Annotated in this window: 1 protein-coding gene; it reads right to left on the reverse strand. The window is 70.5% G+C overall.

From position 1 onward, the window contains the following. The coding region (locus ACH4TL_RS45715) for an SDR family NAD(P)-dependent oxidoreductase (protein WP_398332091.1) at positions 1-3902 on the reverse strand (3902 nt) is incomplete at both ends.

Here is a 3902-nt window from a genome sequence, read left to right on the forward strand (position 1 = left end):
GGCGCAGACCTCGTCGAAGGCTTCGGCGAAGACCGGAAACCGGTCGTACAGAGCCGCCCCCATACCGGGACGCTGGCTGCCCTGACCACTGAACAGAAACACCGTCTGACCTGGCGCGGTTGGAGTGTCTTCGGCGTACGTCACTCCGGGGTGTGGCGCACCGGTCGCCAGCGCCCGCAAGCCCGCTGCCAGGTCCTCGCGGCTTTCGCCGATCACGACGGCTCGGTGGTCGAAGAGCGAGCGGGTCTTGAGCAGTGACCAGCCCACCTCCACCGGCGATACGTCCCTGTCCGGGGCGGTCACCCGGTCGAGCAGCGCAGCCGCCTGGCCGCGCAGCGCGTCCGTACTCCGTGCCGACACCACCCACGGCAGGACCCCGCCCACCTCAACGACCGATGGCGGAGTGACCTCCACGGCGTCCTGCGGGGCCTGCTCCACGATTACGTGGGCGTTGGTGCCGCTGATGCCGAAGGAGGACACACCCGCGCGGCGTGGCCGTTCGGCCTGCGGCCATGGGACGGGTTCGGTGAGCAGCCGTACCTCACCGGCCGTCCAGTCCACGTTGGGCGTTGGTGCGTCGATGTGCAGCGAGGCGGGGAGCAGCCCGTGGTGCATCGCCATCACCATCTTGATCACACCGGCCACGCCCGCGGCTGCCTGGGTGTGGCCGATGTTGGACTTGATGGAGCCGAGCCACAGGGGCCGGTCCTCCGGTCGCTCCTGGCCGTACGTGGCCAGCAGCGCCTGCGCCTCGATCGGGTCGCCGAGCGTCGTCCCGGTGCCGTGCCCCTCCACCACATCGACCTCGGCGGGCGAGAGACGGGCGTTGGCGAGCGCCTGGCCGATGACGCGTTGCTGGGAGGGCCCGTTCGGGGCGGTGAGGCCGTTGCTGGTGCCGTCCTGGTTGACCGCCGAGCCGCGCATGACCGCCAGCACCCGGTGGCCATTGCGACGCGCGTCCGACAGCCGTTCCAGCAGAAGCAGTCCGGCTCCCTCGCCCCAGCCCGTGCCATCGGCCGCCGAGGCGAACGGCTTGCAGCGCCCGTCCGCCGCCAGGCCGCGCTGCCGGGAGAACTCGATGAACGTGGTCGGGGTGGCCATCACGGTGACCCCGCCCGCCAGCGCGAGGGTGCATTCGCCCTGCCGTAGCGCCTGCGCCGCCAGATGCATCGCCACGAGCGACGACGAACACGCCGTGTCCACCGTCACCGCCGGTCCCTCCAGACCGAAGGTGTACGCCACGCGCCCCGACATCACACTCGGGGTGCCGCCCGCGAGGAGATAGCCCTCCACCTCCTGGGTCGACGAACTTCCGATCGCGCCATAGCCCTGATAGGTGCCGCCCGCGAAGACGCCGGTGTTGCTGCCACTGAGGGTGCCACGGTCGAGACCGGCGCTTTCGAAGGTCTCCCATGCGGTTTCGAGGAACAGCCGCTGTTGGGGGTCCATGGCGAGTGCTTCGCGGGGGCTGATGCCGAAGAAGGCGGCGTCAAACGCGGCCGCGTCGTACAGGAACCCGCCCTCTCGCGCATAACTGGTTCCGAGACGTTCGGGATCGGGATCGAAGAGCGTGTCCAGGTCCCAGTGCCGGTCGGTGGGCATTGCCGCTACGGCGTCCCGGCCCTCGGCGACCAGCTTCCACAACTCCTCCGGGGAGCGCACCCCGCCGGGGTAACGGCAGGCCATGCCGATGATCGCGACGGGTTCGTCGACGGCGGCCACGGAGGACGACGCATAGGTGCCGACAGGGACCTTCTGACCGGTGAGTTCGGTGTGCAGATACGTGGCGAGCGCATTCGGCGTGGGATGGTCGAAGACGAGAGCGGGGGCGAGTTCCAGACCGGTGGTGGCGACGAGCTGATTGCGCAGCTCGACGGCGGTGAGCGAGTCGAAGCCGAGCTCCTGGAACGGCTGCGCGGCCGGAACCGCGTCGAGACCGGGATGGCCGAGGATGGCGGCGGCGAGGGTCTGGACATGGCGCACCAGGAGCTGCCGCTGTTGGTCCGCCGTGGCGGCGGCGAGCTGCTGCCGCAGCGGAGTGGCCGCGGCGGCGGGTGCGGTGGGGACGGTGTCCTTTACGGCACTCACCATCACGGGGGTGAGGAACGGGCTCGGGCGCTGCGCCGTGAAGGCGCTGGCGAACCTCTCCCAGTCCACATCGGCCACCGTGACGGTGGTGTCGTCGTGTGTCAGGGCGTGGTGCAGGGACTTGATGGCGAGATCGGTGGTCAGCGGGGAGAGGCCACGCCGCCTGAGGTGGGACAGCGTGTTCTCGTCGGCGGCCATGCCCGCCTCGCTCCACGGGCCCCAGGCGATGCTGGTGGCGGGAAGCCCTTGGGCCCGTCGGTGTTCGGCGAGGGCGTCGAGGTATCCGTTCGCCGCGGCGTAGGCGCCCTGCTGTCCGCTGCCCCAGGTCGCGGCGTTCGAGGAGAAGAGCACGAAGGCGTCGAGAGCGAGGTCCCGGGTGATCTCATGCAGATGAGTGGCGGCCAGCGCCTTGGAGTGCAGCACGTACTGCATCCGCTGGGGGTCCAGCTCGGCGATCGGGCCGAGATCCATGGTTCCGGCGGTGTGGATGACGACGGTCAGCGGGTGTTCAGCGGGGGTGCCGTCGATGAGGTGGTGCAGTGCGGCGCGGTCCGAGACGTCGCACGCGGAGATGGTGACCGAGGCACCCAGGGCGTTGAGTTCTTCGCTGAGCTGGTCGGCCCCGGGCGCTTCGGGTCCGGACCGGCTGATGAGGTGGAGATGCGGTGCGCCCTCGCGGGCGAGCCAGCGGGCGATGTGGGCACCGAGCCCGCCAGTGCCACCGGTGATGAGTGTCGTACCGGTCGGCCGCCAGGGCGTGGGGTGCGCGGACGCCACGGGAGCGGCGTGGCTGAGGCGGCGGGCGTAGGCGCCGGTGGTGCGGATCGCGACCTGGTCCTCGGGCTGTCCGGGGACCAGCAGGGCGGCCACTCGACCCGCGGTGTGGTGGGTCACGGTGGTGGGCAAGTCGAGCAGCCCACCCCATCGTTGCGGGTGTTCGAGGGCTGCGACCCGGCCCAGCCCCCAGACCTGGGACTGGCTCGGGTGGGGGAGCGGATCCGTACGACTGGTGGCGACCGCGCCCTGCGTGACGCACCACAGGGGAGCGGTGATGCCGGTGTCGCCGAGCGCTTGGAGCAGGGTGACGGTGCCGATGAGCCCGACGGGGACGGCGGCGTGTCCGATGTGGGCTGCCGTGCTGAGAGCGAGCAGACTGAGCACACCCGAGACCGGGGCATCCTCGGCCCACTGGGCCAGCTGCTCGGAGAGGTCATCGCGACGTAAGTCCTCCGTAGGGAGCGCATGGACGGACGCGGCGGCGCCATGGGCTTGAACGGCCTGGACGACGATCTGGACCGCGGAGTGGTCTTCGTGGCCGACAGGGACGAGCACCAGCCAGGTGCCGCTCAGGGCAGCCGTGGCGGAGTCGGGCAGCTGCTGCCAGGTGGTTCGATAGCGCCAGGAGTTGATGACCGTCTGCTCGCGATGCTGCCGCCGCCAGGCCGACAGAACGGGGAGCGCGGGCAGCAGCGCATCGATGCCGGGGCTGTCCTGGTCCAGCTGGAGCGTGCTGGTGAGGGCGTCGATGTCCAGCTCTTCGATGGCATGCCACAGCTGCCCCTCGGCCGGATCCGCTCCCACACCGGCGCCGCCGCTGATACGGGCATCGGGCGGGGCGAGCCAGAACCGCTGATGCTGGAAGGCGTACGTCGGCAACGCGACATGCCGCGGCGCCGGGCTGGTGGGGTACCAGGGCGTCCAGTCGATGTCCATCCCAGCGGTGTGGAGTCGTGCCAGGGCGGTGGTGAAGGCGTGGACTTCGGGTTGTTTGCGGTTGAGGGTGGCGGTGAGGTGTGGGGATGGGTGGTTGGTGT

Source organism: Streptomyces sp. NPDC021115 (assembly GCF_044333065.1).
Classification (GTDB): domain Bacteria; phylum Actinomycetota; class Actinomycetes; order Streptomycetales; family Streptomycetaceae; genus Streptomyces.